The 19201-nt window shown below is 41.0% G+C and carries 22 protein-coding genes; 7 read left to right on the top strand and 15 right to left on the bottom strand.

What is annotated here, in order from left to right; all coding sequences use genetic code 11:
- Window positions 1-109, top strand: a 109-nt coding sequence (locus tag AC3EBE_RS24960) for an IS3 family transposase (RefSeq protein WP_488597042.1), incomplete at its 5' end; no start/stop codon positions are given.
- Between the two features lie 63 nt (window positions 110-172).
- On the opposite strand, the gene AC3EBE_RS24955 is transcribed toward AC3EBE_RS24960, so the two are convergent.
- The 3 genes from AC3EBE_RS24955 to AC3EBE_RS24945 all read right to left on the bottom strand — a co-directional run bounded on the left by AC3EBE_RS24955 (window position 173) and on the right by AC3EBE_RS24945 (window position 2188).
- Window positions 173-502 (bottom strand): four-helix bundle copper-binding protein, encoded by a 330-nt coding sequence (locus AC3EBE_RS24955; RefSeq protein WP_488597731.1) that lies wholly within the window; start codon window positions 500-502, stop codon window positions 173-175.
- Window positions 503-588: 86 nt separating this feature from the next.
- Window positions 589-1377, bottom strand: coding sequence for a hypothetical protein (locus AC3EBE_RS24950; protein WP_488597730.1), 789 nt, complete (start codon window positions 1375-1377; stop codon window positions 589-591).
- 190 nt (window positions 1378-1567) lie between these two features.
- A complete protein-coding gene (locus AC3EBE_RS24945) occupies window positions 1568-2188 on the bottom strand; it encodes a GntR family transcriptional regulator (protein ID WP_488597729.1) in 621 nt (206 codons plus the stop codon).
- Between the two features lie 249 nt (window positions 2189-2437).
- On the opposite strand from AC3EBE_RS24945, the gene garR reads away from it, so the two are divergent.
- Genes garR through AC3EBE_RS24930 form a run of 3 tightly spaced genes read left to right on the top strand, consistent with a single transcriptional unit; the run spans window position 2438 to window position 6131 of the window.
- On the top strand, window positions 2438-3334 hold the full coding sequence (gene garR, locus AC3EBE_RS24940) for a 2-hydroxy-3-oxopropionate reductase (RefSeq protein ID WP_488597728.1): 897 nt from the start codon (window positions 2438-2440) through the stop codon (window positions 3332-3334).
- Entirely contained in the window at window positions 3331-4758 is a 1428-nt protein-coding gene (locus tag AC3EBE_RS24935) for a four-carbon acid sugar kinase family protein (protein ID WP_488597727.1), read from the top strand. The genes garR and AC3EBE_RS24935 overlap by 4 nt, the downstream gene beginning before the upstream one ends.
- Window positions 4759-4787: 29 nt before the next feature.
- Window positions 4788-6131, top strand: a complete 1344-nt coding sequence (locus tag AC3EBE_RS24930) for a GntP family permease (RefSeq protein WP_488597726.1) — start codon at window positions 4788-4790, stop codon at window positions 6129-6131.
- A 136-nt stretch (window positions 6132-6267) separates the two neighbouring features.
- Here AC3EBE_RS24930 and AC3EBE_RS24925 read toward each other — a convergent pair whose 3' ends face one another.
- The 5 genes from AC3EBE_RS24925 to AC3EBE_RS24905 form a co-directional block, all read right to left on the bottom strand.
- The gene (locus AC3EBE_RS24925) at window positions 6268-7656 is read right to left on the bottom strand and encodes a S8 family peptidase (protein WP_488597725.1); all 1389 of its coding nucleotides are present in this window, start codon (window positions 7654-7656) and stop codon (window positions 6268-6270) included.
- Between the two features lie 272 nt (window positions 7657-7928).
- Window positions 7929-8708: an ABC transporter permease gene (locus tag AC3EBE_RS24920; RefSeq protein WP_488597724.1), complete on the bottom strand. Its 780-nt coding sequence runs from the start codon at window positions 8706-8708 to the stop codon at window positions 7929-7931.
- Window positions 8705-9613 (bottom strand): ABC transporter ATP-binding protein, encoded by a 909-nt coding sequence (locus AC3EBE_RS24915; protein WP_488597723.1) that lies wholly within the window; start codon window positions 9611-9613, stop codon window positions 8705-8707. Before AC3EBE_RS24915 ends, AC3EBE_RS24920 begins: the two co-directional genes overlap by 4 nt.
- The gene (locus tag AC3EBE_RS24910) at window positions 9613-9813 is read right to left on the bottom strand and encodes a PLD nuclease N-terminal domain-containing protein (protein WP_488597722.1); all 201 of its coding nucleotides are present in this window, start codon (window positions 9811-9813) and stop codon (window positions 9613-9615) included. Before AC3EBE_RS24910 ends, AC3EBE_RS24915 begins: the two co-directional genes overlap by 1 nt.
- Before the next feature lie 143 nt (window positions 9814-9956).
- Window positions 9957-10277 carry a DUF4870 domain-containing protein gene (locus AC3EBE_RS24905; RefSeq protein WP_488597721.1) on the bottom strand — a complete coding sequence of 107 codons (321 nt, stop codon included), beginning with the start codon at window positions 10275-10277 and terminating at the stop codon, window positions 9957-9959.
- Window positions 10278-10498: 221 nt separating this feature from the next.
- Between AC3EBE_RS24905 and AC3EBE_RS24900 the strand changes: the two genes are divergently transcribed.
- Both AC3EBE_RS24900 and AC3EBE_RS24895 read left to right on the top strand, forming a co-directional pair.
- On the top strand, window positions 10499-11623 hold the full coding sequence (locus AC3EBE_RS24900) for an amidohydrolase (RefSeq protein ID WP_488597720.1): 1125 nt from the start codon (window positions 10499-10501) through the stop codon (window positions 11621-11623).
- Between the two features lie 297 nt (window positions 11624-11920).
- Window positions 11921-12481 (top strand): GNAT family N-acetyltransferase, encoded by a 561-nt coding sequence (locus tag AC3EBE_RS24895; protein WP_488597719.1) that lies wholly within the window; start codon window positions 11921-11923, stop codon window positions 12479-12481.
- 55 nt (window positions 12482-12536) lie between these two features.
- Here AC3EBE_RS24895 and AC3EBE_RS24890 read toward each other — a convergent pair whose 3' ends face one another.
- A complete protein-coding gene (locus AC3EBE_RS24890) occupies window positions 12537-12701 on the bottom strand; it encodes a hypothetical protein (RefSeq protein WP_488597718.1) in 165 nt (54 codons plus the stop codon).
- A 215-nt stretch (window positions 12702-12916) separates the two neighbouring features.
- Complete coding sequence (locus tag AC3EBE_RS24885; protein WP_488597717.1) at window positions 12917-13693, bottom strand: SDR family oxidoreductase; 777 nt, start codon at window positions 13691-13693, stop codon at window positions 12917-12919.
- Window positions 13694-13859: 166 nt separating this feature from the next.
- On the opposite strand from AC3EBE_RS24885, the gene AC3EBE_RS24880 reads away from it, so the two are divergent.
- A complete protein-coding gene (locus AC3EBE_RS24880) occupies window positions 13860-14327 on the top strand; it encodes an Hsp20/alpha crystallin family protein (protein ID WP_488597716.1) in 468 nt (155 codons plus the stop codon).
- Between the two features lie 88 nt (window positions 14328-14415).
- Here AC3EBE_RS24880 and AC3EBE_RS24875 read toward each other — a convergent pair whose 3' ends face one another.
- From AC3EBE_RS24875 to AC3EBE_RS24855, 5 genes are all read right to left on the bottom strand, one after another.
- The gene (locus AC3EBE_RS24875; RefSeq protein ID WP_488597715.1) at window positions 14416-15138 is read right to left on the bottom strand and encodes a CAP domain-containing protein; all 723 of its coding nucleotides are present in this window, start codon (window positions 15136-15138) and stop codon (window positions 14416-14418) included.
- A 349-nt stretch (window positions 15139-15487) separates the two neighbouring features.
- Entirely contained in the window at window positions 15488-15955 is a 468-nt protein-coding gene (locus tag AC3EBE_RS24870; protein WP_488597714.1) for a FixH family protein, read from the bottom strand.
- Window positions 15956-16014: 59 nt separating this feature from the next.
- Window positions 16015-17418 carry a sensor histidine kinase gene (locus AC3EBE_RS24865; RefSeq protein WP_488597713.1) on the bottom strand — a complete coding sequence of 468 codons (1404 nt, stop codon included), beginning with the start codon at window positions 17416-17418 and terminating at the stop codon, window positions 16015-16017.
- Window positions 17415-18095 carry a response regulator transcription factor gene (locus AC3EBE_RS24860; RefSeq protein ID WP_488597712.1) on the bottom strand — a complete coding sequence of 227 codons (681 nt, stop codon included), beginning with the start codon at window positions 18093-18095 and terminating at the stop codon, window positions 17415-17417. Before AC3EBE_RS24860 ends, AC3EBE_RS24865 begins: the two co-directional genes overlap by 4 nt.
- 3 nt (window positions 18096-18098) lie before the next feature.
- Entirely contained in the window at window positions 18099-19070 is a 972-nt protein-coding gene (locus AC3EBE_RS24855; protein ID WP_488597711.1) for a YncE family protein, read from the bottom strand.
- Window positions 19071-19201: the final 131 nt, after the last annotated feature.

Genomic DNA, 19201 nt, shown 5'->3' with positions numbered 1-19201 from the left:
AGATATCGAATCATACATCCATTATTACAACCACAAAAGGATTAAACAAAAATTGGCTGGCATGAGTCCGGTTCAATTCCGTCTTCATACCAGCCAATTCGCTGCATAATATTAAACTCTAACTTTCGGGGGTCACATCATTTTGGGCTGGCTGCAATGATTAAGCTATTAATTAAGATGCCATTGTTCTGCACTCTTCAGCACATTTGAAACATGCCTCCGCACAGCGCTGGCAATGTTCGTGGTCATGTTTTTTGCATTCATTTCCGCAAGCCTCACAAATCTCTGCGCACAGCCCGCAAATCTGGTTGACAAAGTGGCTGTTTGTTTGCATCGCTGTTACCGCCATACCGCAAATTTCTGCACATTCCCTATCCATCCGAATGCATTCAGCCATCATTTTCACATTTTCTTCCTTCAAACATGAATCGAAGCACACATTACAAGCTTCGATACACTCAATGCAGGCTTGAATACAATCTTGATATTGCTGATTCACCATGTCCATTACCTCCTTAAGTATTTTCTACTTAATAGTTCTCTTAAACTTAAGGACATAAACGGCATAATTCAAAATGGATAAATATTCTAGTGGTCATAGTACTGATAATGGTGAACTAATGCTGCATAAACAGCCAGTCTATCCTCACAGGCAATACTGTAATCGAATTTCATCGCTGGAGTATTCGTTTCCACAAATATGTTAGCCCATTCCAAAGGCATCCATCCTTTTTGAACTCTCCAGATTGAAACTCCGCCTCCAGTAATCAGCTGCAGCTCCTTGCTGACACCTGATGTCCTTACAAACTTCAGTTTTTTGCCTCCTTGTAAAATGGCAGTCCCGGCTTCTCTATTCTTATTTTTCGGATAAAAGAAACCCATCAGATTATCCTTGCCTTCAAAGATTTCCGTCCTGATCCCTTCGGCTCTAAAACTTGCCAGCAGCATACCCGCAGAATCATAGAGACCAAAGGTTTTTTTTATTTTCTTATCAAGAAAGTAAGGCATAATCCAGCGCCAGTGCTTTTGTTTTACTTCCTTTAATTCGCCTGCCAGCATCCCATCAGGCGTAAAAAACAACAGCTTAAGAGCGGGAGCAGGCGCAAAAGCAATCATTAAATCATTTTGCTTCAGGAATTCCTTATCAGAATATAACCGCTGATAAATCCTGCTATCCTCAGACTTTTTCAAAAATGACAGATAACGATGATACTGAAGGAAACAAACGGAAATGAAAGGAAGGACGATGATTGGTAAATGTATTTCCCAGGATAGGAGCATGCATATTGTCAATATTGCTGAAAGGAGTCCTGCAGAAATAATAGAACCGTTCAAATTAATATAGGCTGTCTGCTGATAATATTGCTGGATATTCATATCTATTATCTCCTTGGGTAAAAGAATCTGCTCCGTCATTTAAAGTCTATTAATAAAACGATATAAACATTCTGCTAAATTGCTACTTTTATCGATTTGTGGGTACGGAGTTTTCAGAGCAATAGTGTTTCCTGCATCAAAAAGCCGCTTCGAATTAATAGAAGCGGCTTCCCTTTTGTTTTGATCCAATTCAATTATTGTTTAAAAGATGCAGCGCAAAATCCAGGTCTGTCTGAAGATGCTCTTTCATTAGTTCTTCTGCTTTATCTGCATTATGTTCCGAGATTGCATCAAAGATTAATTGATGTTCGTCAATGAGGAAGGGTCTTTTATGGTATACTACCGTCTTCCTGAAAAGATAAATTATTGATTGCATCCGGTCAATGATATCGATCATGACGGGATTTTTTGTGGCCCGCACAATAATATCATGGAATTTTTCATTCGCGATCATTATTTCATCTGTGGTTCCATTCTTTGCAATAGTAATGCACTCTTCCAGGCTTTCTAAGGTTGATTCATCCATATAAGTAGCTGCATATCGTGCCGCAAAACCTTCAAGCAGGATCCGTACCTGGAAAATGTTCCGGAGGTCACTGCTGGTTGGATTGAAAACCTTCTTCTGTTTTACCAGCCCCTCCTGCTCCAGTTTCCTTATTGATTCACGGATTGGAGTCCTGCTTACGCCAAGTTCTTCTGCCAGTCTTTCCTCAACCAGCTTTGTCCCCCCGGGAATCTCTCCGGACAGGATTTTATCCCTAATATATTCATACGATTGTAAATACGCCATACGGGCAGGTTCTTTGGTCATAATCTTACTGCTACCGAAATAGTTGGATCGAGAAAAAATAAGTATTGTCCAGTGCTGAGTAGCAGTTTGCCTCCTTTTTCAAACACCGAATCAATTATTAACTACTTAAATTATAGAGATTCAGCTTGATAAAGAAAAGCGAAATAAAAATTTGTATACATTTTTAATATTTATGTATACAAAATAAATAAAAGTGTGTACAATTTGTTACAAGAAATGAAAACGCTTTACAACTGAGGAGGATGCATAATGAATTTAGGTTTTATTGGCTTAGGAATTATGGGAAAACCCATGACTGAGAATCTATTAAAAAATGGACATGATGTAACAGTTTTCGATATCAGCGAAAATGCTGTAAACCAGCTCGTACTGGAAGGTGCTCGCAGCGCTAAATCTCCCAAAGAAGTAGCGCAAAATAGTGACATCATCTTTACAATGCTGCCAAACTCTGAACATGTAAAATCTGTGGTCCTTGGTGAAAACGGTATCATTGAGGGTGCGCGAACTGGTGCTGTTGTAGTCGATATGAGCTCAATTACGCCTGTAGCATCTAAGGAAATCGCATCAGCACTGGCTGGAAAAGAATTAGAAATGATCGATGCACCCGTAAGTGGCGGAGAGCCAAAGGCAATTGACGGAACGCTTGCCATTATGGCAGGCGGAAAAGAAGAAATATTTGCAAAGGTAAAGCCGGTACTCGAATGTATGGGCAAAGACATCGTCCTTGTAGGCGAAAATGGCTGCGGAACCACCGCCAAGCTTGCTAATCAAATCATGGTGAATGTAAATATTGCGGCAATGTCCGAGGCTCTGGTACTTGCTGCAAAAGCTGGTATTGATATCAAGAAGATGTATGAAGCAATTCGTGGAGGTTTGGCTGGAAGTGCTGTCCTTGATGCAAAAGTGCCAATGATTCTTGAACGTAACTTCCAGGCTGGAGGGCGTATTGATATCAATTTGAAAGATTTGACGAATGTAATGGAAACAGCACACTCAATCGGGGTTCCTCTCCCGCTTTCTAGTCAGGTATTAGAAATGTTCCATGCCCTGAAAGTTGATGGAAAAGCAGCTGACGATCACTCTGGCCTTGTTCAATATTATGAAAAGCTTGCTCATACGGAAGTAAAGGGTGTTAATGAAGGATGAAAAATCTGAATATTAACGAAATAACAACCGCATATCCAAGTATTGACTATGAAAAAATCGAAAAGGTTTGGTCAGAAATCAGGCCATCATTAAAGCACAAAATTATTGTACTGGATGATGATCCGACAGGAGTGCAGACTGTCCATGGCGTTTCTGTATACACTGACTGGACTGAAGAAACCATTGAAGGCGGTTTTTTGGAAGATTCTCAAATGTTCTTTATCTTAACCAATTCAAGGGCTTTCACTGCGGAAGAAACTGAACATGTCCATAGGGATATAGCAGTTCGTGTGGAGCGAATATCCCAGAAGCTAAACACTCCATATTTGCTGATAAGCCGCGGTGATTCCACCCTCCGGGGGCATTACCCTCTCGAAACAGAAGTAATCGGCGAATCGATTGAACGTGAGACTGGATTCAAAGTGGATGGTGAAGTCATAACACCATTTTTCAAGGAAGGCGGCAGGCTCACTGTAAACAATATTCATTATGTCCAGCAAGGGAACGAGCTTGTACCAGCTGGGCAGACAGAATTCGCTGGGGACAGGACTTTTGGTTATCGGTCAAGCCATCTTGGTGAATGGGTTGAAGAAAAAACCGGCGGCCGATATTGCCAGGACAAAGTGACCTATATTTCGCTTGAGTCCATCCGCAACTTTGAAATTGAGAAAATAGCTGATCAGCTTTTGGAAGTAACTGATTTTAATAAAGTCGTAGTAAATGCTCTTGAAGAAGCTGATATTAAAGTCTTCTCGATCGCTTTAATAAATGCTTTGAATAAAGGAAAGAGTTTTATCTTCAGAACTGCTGCTGCCTTCACCAAAATTATCGGTGACATTTCTTCACGACCACTTTTAACAAGAGAGGAACTGGTCGGTGACAATCCTGATTTTGGCGGACTGATTATTGTTGGCTCCCATGTTAAAAAAACAACTGAACAGCTAAACGAATTGAAGGCTCTCTCTACCCTTCACTTCATCGAATTGGATTCGCATCTAGTTTTAAATAAAGACGTTTTTTTGCAGGAGGTGAACAGAGCTAAAACAGAAGCTGAGGAGTATGTCCGTAAAGGTGTTACTGCAGTTATTTATACAAGACGGGAACGACTCGATCTCGGGGATGGGATGGAGGAAGAAGAATTAAAGCTTTCCGTGGAAATTTCTAATGCTGTAACTAGCATTGTCCGAAACTTTGAGATCAGGCCTAAATACTTGATCGCAAAAGGCGGGATCACTTCGAGTGATATCGGAACCAAAGGATTATGTGTAAAACGTGCAACAGTTGCAGGGCAGGTACTGCCGGGAATCCCCGTCTGGAAAACAGGAGCAGAAAGCACCTTCCCTTTCATCCCATATATCATTTTTCCCGGGAATGTAGGGTCTGCGACCGCGCTGCGTGATATCGTTTCAAATTTGGAAAGCTAATATTCTTTTATAAACAAGGGGGCAAAAACATGGTAACTGGAAATATGTTAATTGTGATTTTCTTATTATCACTTGCGGCATTATTCTTCTTGATCCTTAAACTTAAAATGGAACCATTCCTTTCATTGATTGGCGTAGCATTAGCCACTGCGGTAGCCATTGGTATTCCAATTAAGGAAGTTCCAGGAATTGTTACAACCGGCTTTGGCAACACACTTGCAGGCGTAGGTGTACTGATCGGGCTTGGAGTAATTTTCGGTCAATTTCTAGGAGCTTCAGGTGCAGTTGAAAAGATTGCACAGGCAGTACTAAAAGCTTTTGGTGTTCGCAAATCCCCAGCTGGTCTTGCATTAACAGGGACTGCAGTATCGATACCTGTATTCTTTGATGCTGCTTTTGTCATTCTTAGCGGTTTAATCAAAAGCTTATCCAAGAAAACTGGATTATCGGTTGTAACTTTTGTAACTGCTCTGGGAGTCGGGCTCATCGTTTCACACAATATGATCGCACCGACTCCAGGGCCACTGGTAGTAGCAGAAAACACTAAATCTGATTTAGGACTTTTTATCCTATATGGAATAATTTGTGCCGTTCCAGCAACCCTAGTGGGCGGATATCTATATGGACTTTTCATTGGCAAGCGGATCAATCATTCAGGGGAACTTGATGAAGTAGCAGCCGCTGTGGAAACTGGTTCCAGAAAGGAAATCAGTACTGGACTTTCCTTCTTCATGCTGGCATTGCCAATTGTGCTGATCTTAGCAAATACAGTCTCACAGCTTCTTTTTCCTGAGACATACATTTCTGCAACCTTCGGATTTATTGGCGAAAAGAACGTGGCCTTATTGATTTCGGTAATTGCTGCGATCGTAGTTTTGGCTCCTTACATCAATGAACCAAAGGAAAAACTATTTTCAGAGGCAATCAACTCTGCTGGTATTATCATCCTTATCACCGGTGCTGGGGGTGCTTTTGGCGCAGTGATAAATAAAAGTGGCATCGGGGATTATTTAATCTCTACAATGCAGGACTGGAGCATTCCTGTGCTGCTGCTGGCATTTATTTTCTCCCAGATCCTGCGTGCATCGCTTGGATCCGCAACAGTTGCACTTGTGACAACTTCAAGCATCATGGGCCCTATGGCTGTGGACTTGGGAATTTCCCCTATCCTGCTTGGCCTAGCAATTTGTTCCGGCGGTATCGGGCTTTCTCTTCCGAATGATTCTGGCTTCTGGGTGGTTAACAAGTTCGGTAAATTGACCATTCCCCAGACATTAAAAGCCTGGACATTGGGCGGCTTTATCGCAGGCCTTACATCTCTGGCCATGGTATATATTTTAAGCCTGTTGTCAGGCATACTTCCAGGAATTTAAACACAGAAACAACCCCGGATTGAAACTCCAGGGTTGTTTTTCACTTTCATAAGTACCTATCCTTGCAGCTTCTCTACATTGTCATAACTTCATAATAAAAGACGAACAGGAAACCCGTTCGTCGCCTTGATTAAGATTATTTCAGGTTCAAAGCATTTACAGCATTAATCAGTCCATGGCCTGCTTTTTCATCATATCCTGGAGCAAATACATCTTCAGCTGATTGTTGAACCATTGCCTTAACTTGTGCCGGAGACAGCTTGTCTTTTCCGTATTTGGCAATGATTACCCCTGCCAGCGCAGCTGTTTTTGGCGCTGCCATTGATGTTCCGCCTTTACCGCCATACGCATGGCCGATTACCTCTTTTGTCTTAGGGTCCAAGACTGGTACGGTACTCCATGCAAGATAATTATTATCTCTGCCAGCGCCAGTAGCAGGATCATAGTTAGGACCAAGGTCGCCGCCCGGCGCCATTACATCGATTTTCCCGACACCATAGTTAGAATAGAAAGCAAGATTCTTTAGTGCACCGCCAGCGGACACACGGATCATGGTCTGGCTGCTTGGGCTTCTGTGTGTGGCACCATTGTCATCACCAGACAACTTTCCAGGACTGCTCAGGTCTAGTGCATTGTTACCTGCTGAACCTACAACCGTCACACCCTTTTGGATTGCATATTGTATTGCGCGATTGAATAGATGAACATCTGCGACTATGTCCTTTGTAGCATATTCTGGATTTTGGAACCAGTCGTAGCCGCCAAGTGACATATTCACTACATCGACATTGTCATCTGCTGCTGTCATCAAGGCTTCGGCGATATGTGCAGTTTCAGCTCCGCCTGTCGGCCCAAAGACACGATATGAAGCAACCTTCAAGTCGGGCCCTACACCAAGTGCTCTCCCTTTTGCCGCAATAGAACCAGCAACGTGAGTTCCATGGCTATTCTGGTCGATTGGATCGTCATATCCAGGGACAAACGACTTCCCGCCTGCATAGTTATCTTTTAAATCTGGGTGGTTATAATCAATTCCCGTGTCAATAACACCGACTACGATATCATCACCGGATACAGGCTTTCCAGTTCCTCCCGGGAGCTTCCATGACTCACCGTTATTTGTTACTTGCTTGATGTCCCACATATATTGATTATAGAAATCTGCACCTTCAGTAAAGTTCTCGGCAGAAACCGTCTCGCCGTCAATCGTCTGTTCAGGATAAACAATATTTTCAGCCCCAGCTTCCAATACTAGAGAGGACTTTTTTATTTCATTCAAAAAGCTCGCATTAGTCGAAGTTACCTCGACAGCACCAAGCTTGTCCAATTTATCTGTGACTTGACCGCCAGCTTTTTTGATTGCATCGGCAAATCCTGCCGGCAAACCTTGCTGATCCTTAAAAATGACAAGGTATTCATTCTCTGCTGTTTCAGCTTCCCCCTTGCTGATCCCTGCATTAAAAATAGTCGCAGCCCCTAAAAGCACAGCCAGTGTGCCCGCATATAATCTTTTTCTAGTAAACATATTACCCCTCCTCTTTATCTTAATTTTCATTATATTTAAAATTTTAACTTTCGCAATATAACGAATTAATCACATTGAAAGGGAGATTTATGGCTTTTTTAGGTATAATTTATTATTTCTGCAAAAACAAATCTGGTTTTAACTCTATTTCAATAAGTTAAAAGAATCATTTATCCTACTGATTTATCTTAATCTTTCGACATCCCCCTCGTTAAAAACAGTATTTTTAACCTATAAAAAAAGCGCCTGGTTTTTGTAAACCAGGCGGCTTTCTATTCTGCCAGCTCTTTCCTTTTATAAATAAATACTGAAAAGAAGAGTAAGAGGATGATCGAAAGTATTGAAACTAAAATAGAAATCCAGGCTTCCTCCCCAATTGAATCAGACAAAACAAGATTTCCAGCATAGGTCATGAGCTGAGTCGGGCTCCATTCCATGACATGGGATAATTTGCTCCCCAACAAATTGACTACAATAATTACTACCAGTGATACTGCTCCAGCAACCCCTGGATGTTTAAAAATCGCACTGAAAAAGAGAACAATCGTAATCAACAAACTAATCCACAAACCATATAAACCAAACGCAGCGATGAATTGATCAAAAGGTATAAAATCAAATAACACGCCTGTGTAATACCAGCATGCAAGTAATCCAATAAACAATGAAACAATAAACAATATCATTCCGCTGATCCATTTAGAAAATATATAGAAAAAATAAGATACCGGTTTAACAAGTATTAATTGAGCGACACCGCTTTTCCTCTCTCCTGAGATCGTCCCCATTGTTGCCAGCACGAGAATCAAGGTGCCGATCGTCTGGAATTCTCCCATGCTCGTCATGAAAATTTCTCCTGCAGACGGAGTGGGGATTTCTATAATTGCACCTTCCGGCAAACCGCCTGATGCCTTTAATATGTCTGGCAAGTAATAGGTTGTCAGCGGATCGATGACACCGAGCAGTATAAAAGCGACAGGCACCCAAATCCACTTGTAATTCCTTCCCATTTCCAAAAATTCCTTACTTGTTAATGTGAAAAGCTGACTCATTTTTGCACCACCTTCATAAATACATCCTCCAGTGTGATCGAACTGACTTCAAATTTGTGAAGCGGCCATTTTTTAAGCACTGCCATGTTCAGTACTTCTTCTTTCACCGCCTCGATATCATCGCTGTATATTTTAGCTTTATTTCCGTCTGTCTCGATTGTCTTAATTTTTTCATGATCTAGAAGGCTTTTAACATAGGACTCTGAATCATCACGGAATACAAGGTCTATTTTCGACTGATGGTACTTCTCCCTGAATACTTCCATTGTCCCAGATTCAATGATTTCGCCATTATGCAGGAACAAGATGCTTTCGCACACCTCCTCGGCATCATTGAGAATATGCGTTGAAAACAACACAGTTGATTCCTGCTTCAGTTTCTCCAGCAATTCAAGCACTTCTCTTCGTCCGAATGGATCAAGGGCGGATACGGGTTCGTCAAGCATGATTAATTTGGGTTTATGGATAATTGCCTGTGCAATACCAAGACGCTGCTTCATTCCGCCTGAATATTTCGCAATTTTCTTTTTTTTCGCTTCAGCTATCCCTACCAGATCTAACAGTTCATTTGCCCGGTCCTTCGCTTCCCTGGAGCTAAGACCGGTAAGCTTCCCCGTATATTCCAGGAATTCCTGCCCGGACATCCACTCATAAAAAACAGGGTGCTGAGGGAGATAGCCTATCAGCTTTCTGATATCTTCTCCCTTTTTCTCACCCTCGAAATAAATACTTCCTTTGCTGGGCTGCAGCAGTCCTGACAGCATTTTAAGCGTCGTGGTCTTTCCTGCACCATTTGCACCGATTAAGGCCACACATTTCCCAGCCTCAAGCTGGAAATTAAGCCCCTTGATAATCTTCAAATCTTTGAAGCTCTTCTCCAGATTTTCAACATGCACCAGAGCCATCAGTTATTTCTCCTTCCAAACACAAAGTAAAGGATTGGCCCAATGATATTTATGAAAAAAATAACGATTCCCCAAATCCATTTCGGACCATTTGTTTTTTCTATTTTAACCAAATCAATAAGAGCAACAATTAATAAGATCGCCTGAATGACAAGTACGGGAGCAAACAATGCCCAGTTAATAGTTTCGAATAATTCCATTTTCCTTACCTCCTTTTATGTCTCCAGTCATAAGACGGTGGAGGCACGAAAACGTTCAAAATAAATTTCAAAGTGTTTACCAATTTGTTTGCTTCCTGAAATGCAAAAAAATCCGGCTGTATCTGCCGGATTTTACATATTTGCTATAGAAGTCTGAAAATGAATGGAATCCTGTATTCCTGCCCTTCGAATGCCTTAATCGCCCCGACGATGGTAAAGACCACACCAAGGATCCCCACAATCCAAAGCATAAAAATCCCGACCAGCAGGACAACCAGTATCCCGCTGACAATTCCATAAACAGTATAGGATATGAAAAAGTTCATATACTCCCTTCCATGATAATCGATATAGCTTGAATCATCCTTCTTGAGCAGCCAAATAATCAGCGGACCCAGGAATGCAGTAAAAAAACTAATAACATAAATACCAGCAGCTAACAGCTTTTCATCATTCTTCGGCATGATCTTTTCCCCTTCCAACTTCTTATATATATTTTTACGAATATAGTCCGAAAAAGTTTCAAATAGATGAAGGCAACCTTCGGGAAATAAATTGAATTAAGCTCTTAATGAACAATTCCTTGTTCGAATGGACCCCGGCCCAATAAATTTTTCTTTCATGGTGTCAAAGCCCACTAAAACTGATAAAATGATAAAAATAACTTCACAGGATAGGATTTAATATGAATCGAATTTTACTTAAAAACGCTTATGTGATGCCAATAACGTCTGATCCAGTAACCAATTGCGATATTTTAATAGATGAAGGAAAAATCTCCCGCGTTGGCCGTGACATTCCAGTCGAATCCGGTGACAGGGTCATTGATTGTACGAATGGCTATTTGCTTCCCGGTTTTATAGATGTTCATACTCATTTGGGGTTATACGATGAGGGAACAGGATGGGCAGGAAATGACGCAAATGAAACGATTGAACCGATGAGTCCTCATGTAAGAGCAATCGATGGGGTCTATCCTCTCGATCCCGCTTTCGGAGACGCTATTAAGTATGGAATTACAACTGTTCATATCATGCCTGGAAGCGCCAATGTGATTGGCGGAACAACTTCTGTTATCAAAACAGCTGGCAAGAATATCAAGAATATGATTATCCAGGAGACAGCAGGCTTGAAAATCGCCCTCGGCGAGAATCCGAAAAGAATCCACAGTATGGGGAACAAAGATTCAATTACACGGATGGGAATCATGGGAATGCTGAGGGAGGCATTCTATGAGGCGATGAAATCGGAAAATCCTGATTCCCTTAGGGTTAAGCCGCTTCTTCTGGCGCTTAACAGAGAGATCCCGGTAAGAATCCATGCTCACCGGGCCGATGATATCATGTCCGCTGTTCGTTTTGCGCAGGAGTTCAACCTGGATTTGCGCATTGAGCATTGTACAGAGGGCCACCTTATAGCTGATGAGCTTCAGGGATTGAATTTGAAGGTATCAGTCGGACCAACTCTCACACGCCGTTCAAAGGTTGAGCTGAAGAATAAAAGCTGGAAAACCTATCAGGAGCTCACAAATCATGGTGTCGAAGTATCTGTAACGACTGACCACCCATATACCCCAATTCAGTATTTGAATGTCTGTGCCTCTATTGCCGTACGAGAGGGGTTATCAGAACAAAAAGCACTTGAAGGGATTACAATCCTGCCTGCAAGGAATCTCCGTGTCGATGACAAGTTAGGGAGTATTGAGGCCGGGAAGGACGCCGATCTAGTTCTATGGAGCCAGCATCCATTCCATTTCAGCTCAAAACCAATTTGGACAATGATCAATGGTCAATTCGTCTATCAGGAATAGTCGAAACGGCTCAAATTCCGTGTAGATTTTTGCCAAAAAAACGCAAAAAAAAATGGTGAAAAACCTATTTTCTTTTTCGAAATTTTTTAGTATGATACTCTTTGGAAACAAGTTAATCCAACATAATTTAATAAATGATAGAGTGATTAGGGAAGGCAAATGGTGCGCCACCAGTATCCTGGTTCTAGTGGGTTCGATTCCCACCCCGAAATTTTTTAGCAACTTACAAAAAATTTCGAGGGTGGCCGTGTTGTTACATTCGCACGGGATAGGACTGCCCTGTATGGAGGGATACAAATGCTCAGGAAACGTGACATTCATGAATGCCATGAATTATTTGAGCTGATGGTGCATCCGGAAGTCTTCCCTTTTGTGCGCCAAAAAGCTTATTCATATGATGAATTTGTTTTTATCACAAAACAGACGATTGAAGCAGAAGAACGCGGGGAATTGATTTCCAGGACAATTCTTGATGAATGGGGAGCCCCAATCGGCACAATCAATCTTTTTGATGTGCAGGACGGTGCTGGATTCCTTGGAACATGGCTTGGAAAGCAATTCCATGGCAAGGGTTATAATAATTTGGCAAAGGATGCTTTCTTCCAGGAATTATTCTATGAGCTTGGGATTGAAACCATCTTCATGAGAATCAGGAAAGTGAATATCCGCTCAATTAAAGCTGCCGAAAAATTGCCATACGCAGTCAAAGCGAATGAAACGCGGCAGTCAATTTATGAACAGCTAAACGCTCATGGAGATCTATATGATTTATATGAGATACCAAAAGACCAATATACGCTTTATTTAAAGAGAACGGCTGCTGTCGAAGAAGAAAGTGTGCAGCTCCTCGAAGCGTAATAACTTGTATTCAACGTCCTGGAAACAGGACGTTTTTTATTACACCAGAATCAGCTTAGTTCATTGGATCCTGAGCTTCCATTTCTTCTCTGTCAAATAAAGCTGCTTCAGATAAAAATGCTTCTAATTCAGCATCTGTCAATGTTTCGTATCTTCCGTCAGCAAAGAAAATTTGGGTTTGGTTTGGGTTGATTCTGTTCATGTTAAAGCCGTTTGCCATTTTTATCACCTACTCTTTAAAATTATTTAACAAATATTACTAATAATTAGATTATTTTTTTTAAAGTTTAACTAAATTTATTTTTTCCTGTAAAATGAGTCATTATTCAACTAAAATAAAATAAGGTGCAACTTGTTGTTAACATAATAATATTATGGTTTATAATTAAGATTCTTCCACTAGTATACAAAAAAAAACGCCATTATGGCGTTCTGTTATTTTTCCCTAAAGACCTTCCCCAGCACATCTTTCCCGCCTGTAACGGGAATAATGCCTCCAGTAATAAAGCTTGACTGTTCTGCAGCAAGAAAGCTGATTACTCTTGAGATATCCTCTCCGGTTCCTGGCCTTCCAACTGGAACCGATGTATCAGTCGCCTGTATTGCATCAGCTATCGTCCTTTCTTTCCAGTCACCAATGATATCACCAGGACAAACCATATTTGCGGTTATCCCATTCTCTGCCTCCTCCAATGCCAGAGTCTTTGTGAGTGAGGCTAAGCCTGATTTTGCTGCAGCGAAAGCTGATCTGTAAATCCAGCCAGGTGCTGATTCAACACGATCAAAGCCAATTGTAATGATTCTTCCCCACTTGTTTTTTCGCATGGAAGGAAGGAGGAGTTTTGTCAGATAAAAAATGGCATTTAAATTTCCATTGATGATATAGTTCCATTCCTGGACTTCATAATCATACATCTTTTTCCTTTCCGGGATGTAAGGTCCAGCATTATGGATCACAATATCAATGGTGGAGAATGTCTCTAAAGCAGCTGCAACAATTTTTTCACACTCGCTGAAGACAGTAATGTCACCCTGTATACAAACAGCTTCTGTACCATGGGTATTTTTTATTTCTGCCACCAGCTCCTCTGCTGCCTCTTTACTATTTCGAAAATTAATAACAATGTTTAACCCCTCGGCAGCAAGCTGCAGAGCCGTTCTCCTGCCTAGACCGGCGGCTCCTCCGGTAATCAAAGCTGTTTTGTTTGTCACTCTTAGTCCCTCACATTAAATAGGTTTACTTATCATTATACTAAAAAGAAGACAGAGGAATTGCAAACATTAGCTCTGCTGTGTATTCTGCTCAAATTAACAGCTGGGCAGGTTATTGCATATGATATGAATATCGAAGCTGGTCTGCTTGAAAGGCGGGATAAAATTGTTTCCGTGGAATTTATTGCCCTTTGATCGCAATTCTCAAAAGAAATTTCTTGAAATGAAACCTGATGAAATAGAGAAATATGTACAGCAAATGATGGGAAAGGTATTTCAGCCTAATATGAACAGCATGCTCAAGCCAGAGGAATGGCTGCGTGATATGGAGAAGAATTCAAAAGCTCCCATGGAACCGGTAAATACAATCAAAGCGGAAATTTTTGAAACACATGATTATGTATTTATTCGAATTCCTTTAAAGAGTGAGGAATGGCTAAAACAAATGAGATTATTTTATACTTCCAACCAGGTTATAATTGAACATATTCCTGAGGACACTGATAAACATACATTAATATTGCCAGCTACAGTGAAACGTAAAGGTGCTGCGGCTTCCCATAAAGATGGAGTGCTTGAGCTTAGGCTTGCCAAACAATCGGATCTGCAATACTCCGAAATTGATCTTTCATGAATATGGCAAGAAGAATGGAACAAACTAAGAAAAATAAAAAACCAAGAAAAAGAACAGCCAAAATTTTGGCTGTTCTTAGCTTGTACAATTATTTTCCGATGAACATTTGTGTCCAGTAGTTACCTGATGCAATGTGGCCAACACCAATGTGAGTGTAGCTTGCATTAAGGATATTTGCACGATGGCCTTCGCTGTTCATCCATGCCTTAACAACCTCTTCAGGGGTAGGCTGGCCCATAGCGATGTTTTCACCAGCTGAACGGTATGTGATACCGAATTTCTTCATCATATCAAATGGTGAACCGTAAGTTGGGCTCGTGTGGCTGAAATAGCCTTTGCTCTGCATGTCACGAGACTTTTCTCTAGCAACCTTGCTTAATTCAGTATCAAGAGCAAGCGGCTTCAAGCCATTCTTTGCTCTCTCCTGGTTAGTTAATTCAACTACCTTCTGCTCATAAGCACTTACAGCAGAGTTTGTTGTTGGAGCAGGTGCTGTTTGTTGAGCAGGAGCTTTAGCAGGCTGCTGCTGAGTTGTAGCTGGAGCCTTTGCCGGCTGTTGAACAGTCGTTGGAGCAGGAGCTTTTACTGGCTCTTTAGCTGGAGCTTGAGCTGGAGCTTGCTGCTTCCAATTAAATTGATAGTTTTTAAGATATTTCTGCAGAATTGAGTTGATTTGCTCGTTGCTTACGTTACCACTCTTATAATAGTAAACTTTAGTTTGCAGTGTTGAAGCATCAGCTTTATCCATAACCGGATTTACTGCAAGTAAGGCTGCAGCTGCCGCAATTGATAGGATCATTTTTTTCTTCATTCTCGAATTCCTCCCGAAAATTTAGTTTGTCTCTCTCTTGCAAAACTATCATAACATGGGTTTTTTGTAATAAACCTGGTTGTTACTGGTAAGTCTGCAACTCTAATAAGTTTTAAAACTATAATTATTCAGAGGAACAAGAGAAATTCAAGCATATCAAGGGTTTATGAGAATGCTTTCAGGTTAGCGGGAATTTCCAATATACTATATAAACATCCAACACTGCCAAAAATGGGCAGAATGTCATAGTTGACAGTTATTTAAACGAGGGACAAATGTTACAATCTTTTCGGTAACATGACAAAAAATGAGGAATATTTCACAAAAAAAGCAGCCATATGGCTGCTTTTTAATGATCATTATGTCCCTCGTCACTGTTTTCCATATTCATTTCTTCCATATTATTTGCAGAATCAGTTTCTGGTTCACTTGGATTGCCCACTACAAATTCTATTTTGGGCATATTGTGCATGCTTCGTGCAGTTACATGAGAAATGATATAGTATGTTCCTTCTTCAGAAAATGACTTTTTCAGCCTATAAATACCATCTTCATCATGCTGAATGACGATCTTTTCATGTTCCTCAGCTTGGGAACGCCAAATTTCGAATTTAACCTCATCCGCATCCTCTACCATTTCAGAACCATAGGTTACTTTAGCCTCAAAACTAATTTCCTCACCAGGCTTCGCTTTTTCCGGTGTAGCTGTTAGCTGTACATCTAAAAATTGCGGCTCTTCTTCACCATCCTTTTGTGCACAGGCAGCAGATATGAAGCCCAAAAATAAAATCATCAGCATGATATTAAATCTTTTCATTAAAACTCTCCTTAAACGGAATTTAAACATTTTGAAACAAGAATCTTCATTTCATCCTTTTATAAGTCAACTGTCGGAAAAAAGACTTTTACATTCGTGCCTTCTCCAAGCTTGCTTTGAATCTCCATCTTCCCATCATGAAGCTTGACTAATTTGGCTGTTATTGCCAGCCCGAGTCCTGTTCCTCCATCAGACCGGGATCTTGCCTTGTTCACTCTATAGAAGCGCTCCGTAAGTTTCTCTATATCTTCTTCCGGAATTCCGATCCCGGTGTCATGAATCTCAACAAGACTGCCATATGAATGCTTGGAAAGGCTTATTGAAATTTCACCGCCCTCATCAGTATAGCGGATAGCATTATCGATAATGTTCTGGAAGATTTGCTCGAGCCTTCCTTCATCTCCATTAATGATAATATTAGCGTCAAGTTGAAGCAATAATGAGATCTTCTTTTCCTTTAAGATGGTTTCATATTTAAAAATGAAATCCTCTAATAATTGAGACAGGGCAATCGGGCTTTTCATAAGTGAATATTCATCTGCATCCAATCTCGATAAATCAAGCAGGTCGGCAACGATTTTCGTCATTCTGCCTGCCTCTCGATTGATCAGCCTCAAATACTTTCCCTGCTCATCGGGATTTTTAACCAAACCCGTTTCCAGGGCTTCACTGTATCCTTTGATGTAGCTTATAGGCGTACGCAGTTCATGGGACACATCAGCGAGGAATTCACGCTTCTTTTCATCTTCTCTTTGAATCGATTCTGACATATGGTTAAAGGTGTTTGCCAGCTGTCCAATTTCATCCTTTGACTGAATTTCTACTCTTGCAGAATAATCACCTTTTGATACTTTCTCAGCAGCTTCCCTCATGGCAGCGATGGGCCTCATCAGTTTATGGAGCATCTTGAAACCTAAGAATGCTGCAATTATGATAAAAGCAATTCCACCGGCAAGCCACAGAAATGAAAAGTCTACAGTCAATTCAGATATTTTTGCGAGGGGGACATAGAGATAGATAATACCTTCAAGCCGCCTATCATCCAGAAGAGGGATTGCCGCAGAAAGGATTTTCCTGTCGAACCGTTCTTCATAGCCGGACTTCAGGACAGGCTCTCCCAAAAGAAGCTGTTCCCTTTCTTCTTTACCGATCAAAGTTTCATAATCAATTGCATAAGGAAGACAGGCGCTTAGTTCTTTTGGATTGCTGACCAGAAAGACTTCTGATTCTGATTTCTCATTGTACCAGGAAACTTTTTCCTTAAGATCCTCTGTCAACGGGCCTCCGGCATAATCGCCGGCGAGCCTGTTCCCTTCCTCTATCAGCGATTCTTCAACTATATCCACATACAGCTTTTCGTAAAATAGATACGACAACAAAAAAGAATATAAGATAGTAATGAGAATTGCAGCTGTTACAGTCAGCCATAGCTTTTTAAACAGGCTATCTGAAAAAGATGTCATGGACCAGGCACCTCGAATTTATAGCCGACGCCCCATATTGTTTGAATATAATCACCAGTTCCAAGTTTCATGCGCAGGGTTTTAATATGGGTATCCACTGTCCTGAGGCTTCCCTGGTAGTCCATGCCCCATACAGATTCCAGGAGCTGTTCCCTGCTAAGGGCATACCCCTGATGCGAGATAAGATAAACAAGCAGCTCAAACTCCTTAAGGGTGAGTGGCACGTTTTCTCCATCAACACTTACCCTACGACCATTTTTATCTATCATGATTTTCCCCAGGACAATTTGATTTTCATCACTCCTGGAAGGTGAGGTCCGCCTAAGAACAGCATTAATTCTCGCCACCAGCTCGCCAGGACTGAATGGTTTAACAATATAATCATCCCCGCCAAGCTGAAGTCCTTTTACTTTATCCCATTCTTCCCCTTTTGCTGATAAAAAGATGATCGGAACTGGAGAAAAATTTCGGATTTTTCCGCACACAGAAAACCCATCCTCAAATGGCATCATAATATCCAATATGACAAAATCGAAATTTTGTGCCTGCAAAATCTTTAACCCTTCATCACCGTTAGCAGCGTGTGTGCAGCTGAAACCTGAATTTTCAAGGTACATCTGCAAAAGGTTCCGCATGTCTTCTTCATCGTCAATTATCAAAACATTAATGGGATTCATCCCTTATCTCTCCCTTGTCACTATTTGAAAAGGACCTTTTCCGACATTTATTGTTTTTTCAATCTTTAAATGTTCCGGCTCTACTATAAATAAATCATTGCTGTCATAGCCGGCGATAATCAGCTTTCCGTTGAAAGCTTCTATTTCAAAAGGGTTAGCACCAACTTTAATGGATCCTTTTTTCTCACCCTCAAGATTTAATTTATACAGCATATTTGATCCGTGGCTAAGCACATAAATATTTTCTTTGTCCATGAGAAAGTTTACCGGCATAACCGGTGCGGCGATTTCCTTTTTTAGTTTGCCGCTGTTCAAATCATATACATGGATACGCTCTTCCACCGTTGAACCCTCACCGTGTCCGCCAATCCACAGCTCTTCCTTTTCAATGTTCAACAATGCACCAGCAGCAGCTGTATGAATCTCGAATCCCGGAAGCTTTTCTTTATTGTTTAGATCGATTAAGCTTAACTGCTTATGATTGAAGCTGGTTACATAGAGCTTATGTTCATTTTTTGCCTCAAGCAACGTAAGCGGTTCTGCTTCTGTCTTGATCTCTTTGGTTTCTTTTCCGTTCATGTTAAAAAAACGAATGCTGTTCCTATCCTGATCAGCAAAAGCGATTTCTTTTCCGTTACTGACAATCAGTCCGTTAATGATCCCTTCACCAGTATTCCACTCACCAATCTTCTTGCCTTTGCTTAAAGAATAAAGATCTGCGGTTTCAATCGTATTCCCATAAAGCAGGAAGGTATCCTTATCCGGCAGTATGATGCCTCCTATGTAAGGACGTTCCACGGCCCAATCGGGAAGCTTCTTTCCTTTATCAATATCATAAAATGATACGGACATATCTTTGATATTTATCGTCGAAACCACAGATGAATTGACCGGGATCGGTTCAAATGTTTTTAAGGAACACGCTGCTAAAAACGTAGTGAAAGCTATCATGATAAGCATTTTTTTCAATTTCATTATCGTCTCCTTCTCTTTCACTATTATCTCACATCATTATATCTCTAATTTGTGATAAATCTATGAAATCGTGCCATACTGCAAGAAACTCAGGACAAAAAAAGCTCGCCTATTGGCAAGCTTTCTGTATG

The organism is Mesobacillus sp., from assembly GCF_057785455.1.
Note: the sequence above shows the minus strand (reverse complement) of the source record. Positions and strands in the feature narration are given on the sequence as shown.

What these genes read in the sequence shown, in the direction of transcription:
- AC3EBE_RS24955 (WP_488597731.1), bottom strand. Translation starts at nt 502, where the DNA reads ATGGTGAATCAGCAATATCAAGATTGTATTCAAGCCTGCATTGAGTGT.
- AC3EBE_RS24950 (WP_488597730.1), bottom strand. Translation starts at nt 1,377, where the DNA reads ATGAATATCCAGCAATATTATCAGCAGACAGCCTATATTAATTTGAAC.
- AC3EBE_RS24945 (WP_488597729.1), bottom strand. Translation starts at nt 2,188, where the DNA reads ATGACCAAAGAACCTGCCCGTATGGCGTATTTACAATCGTATGAATAT.
- garR (WP_488597728.1), top strand. Translation starts at nt 2,438, where the DNA reads ATGAATTTAGGTTTTATTGGCTTAGGAATTATGGGAAAACCCATGACT.
- AC3EBE_RS24935 (WP_488597727.1), top strand. Translation starts at nt 3,331, where the DNA reads ATGAAAAATCTGAATATTAACGAAATAACAACCGCATATCCAAGTATT.
- AC3EBE_RS24930 (WP_488597726.1), top strand. Translation starts at nt 4,788, where the DNA reads ATGGTAACTGGAAATATGTTAATTGTGATTTTCTTATTATCACTTGCG.
- AC3EBE_RS24925 (WP_488597725.1), bottom strand. Translation starts at nt 7,656, where the DNA reads ATGTTTACTAGAAAAAGATTATATGCGGGCACACTGGCTGTGCTTTTA.
- AC3EBE_RS24920 (WP_488597724.1), bottom strand. Translation starts at nt 8,708, where the DNA reads ATGAGTCAGCTTTTCACATTAACAAGTAAGGAATTTTTGGAAATGGGA.
- AC3EBE_RS24915 (WP_488597723.1), bottom strand. Translation starts at nt 9,613, where the DNA reads ATGGCTCTGGTGCATGTTGAAAATCTGGAGAAGAGCTTCAAAGATTTG.
- AC3EBE_RS24910 (WP_488597722.1), bottom strand. Translation starts at nt 9,813, where the DNA reads ATGGAATTATTCGAAACTATTAACTGGGCATTGTTTGCTCCCGTACTT.
- AC3EBE_RS24905 (WP_488597721.1), bottom strand. Translation starts at nt 10,277, where the DNA reads ATGCCGAAGAATGATGAAAAGCTGTTAGCTGCTGGTATTTATGTTATT.
- AC3EBE_RS24900 (WP_488597720.1), top strand. Translation starts at nt 10,499, where the DNA reads ATGAATCGAATTTTACTTAAAAACGCTTATGTGATGCCAATAACGTCT.
- AC3EBE_RS24895 (WP_488597719.1), top strand. Translation starts at nt 11,921, where the DNA reads ATGCTCAGGAAACGTGACATTCATGAATGCCATGAATTATTTGAGCTG.
- AC3EBE_RS24890 (WP_488597718.1), bottom strand. Translation starts at nt 12,701, where the DNA reads ATGGCAAACGGCTTTAACATGAACAGAATCAACCCAAACCAAACCCAA.
- AC3EBE_RS24875 (WP_488597715.1), bottom strand. Translation starts at nt 15,138, where the DNA reads ATGAAGAAAAAAATGATCCTATCAATTGCGGCAGCTGCAGCCTTACTT.
- AC3EBE_RS24870 (WP_488597714.1), bottom strand. Translation starts at nt 15,955, where the DNA reads ATGAAAAGATTTAATATCATGCTGATGATTTTATTTTTGGGCTTCATA.
- AC3EBE_RS24865 (WP_488597713.1), bottom strand. Translation starts at nt 17,418, where the DNA reads ATGACATCTTTTTCAGATAGCCTGTTTAAAAAGCTATGGCTGACTGTA.
- AC3EBE_RS24860 (WP_488597712.1), bottom strand. Translation starts at nt 18,095, where the DNA reads ATGAATCCCATTAATGTTTTGATAATTGACGATGAAGAAGACATGCGG.
- AC3EBE_RS24855 (WP_488597711.1), bottom strand. Translation starts at nt 19,070, where the DNA reads ATGAAATTGAAAAAAATGCTTATCATGATAGCTTTCACTACGTTTTTA.